The following is a 554-nucleotide window of genomic DNA, read 5'->3' as shown; positions in this document are numbered from 1 at the left end:
GCGGGGGGGGGGGGGGCGACTCCGCCCCGGGCGCCCCCGGCGCCCCCGGGGGGGGGGGGGGCGCGGGCGCCCCCCACGGCGGCGCTGCGCGCGGCCTCGTGGCGCGATTGCGCGGCGGCGCGGGCCGCCTCGGCGCCGTCCAGCGCGGCGCGGCTGTCGCGCAGCGCGGCTTCGGCGGCCTCGGCCTCGGCCAGGGCGGCTTCGCGCTCGGCTTCCGGCACCAGGGCGGCGGGGGCGGCGTCGCGCTCGGCGGCGAGGCGGCTGCGCTGCTCGGCGAGGCGCCGCAGCGTGCTCTCGGCGCCTTCCAGCGCGGCGGTCGCGCGCGTCGCGGCCCCTTCGGCCTCCGCGGCGGCGGCGCGGGCGGATTGCAGCCGGGCAACGGCGCCGGAATGCGCCGCCTCGGCGGCCGCGAGCGCCTCCTGCGCGGCGGCGAGGTCCGATGCGGTGGCCGCCGCGGCCTGCTGCACCGCGTCGCGCTCGGCCACCGGCCCCCGGGCGGCGCGGGCGGCGGCGCGGGCCGCGGGGCGGGGCGGGGGGGGGGGGGGCCGGCCCGC

The 554-nt window shown here is 87.4% G+C and carries 1 pseudogene; it reads right to left on the bottom strand.

What is annotated here, in order from left to right:
* Positions 1-485, bottom strand: a pseudogene (locus tag AC1MIR_RS13130) (hypothetical protein); the annotation flags it as partial.
* Positions 486-554: the final 69 nt, after the last annotated feature.

Source organism: Falsiroseomonas sp. RANM36 (genome assembly GCF_056682175.1).
This window is presented reverse-complemented; position numbering and strand designations above follow the sequence as displayed.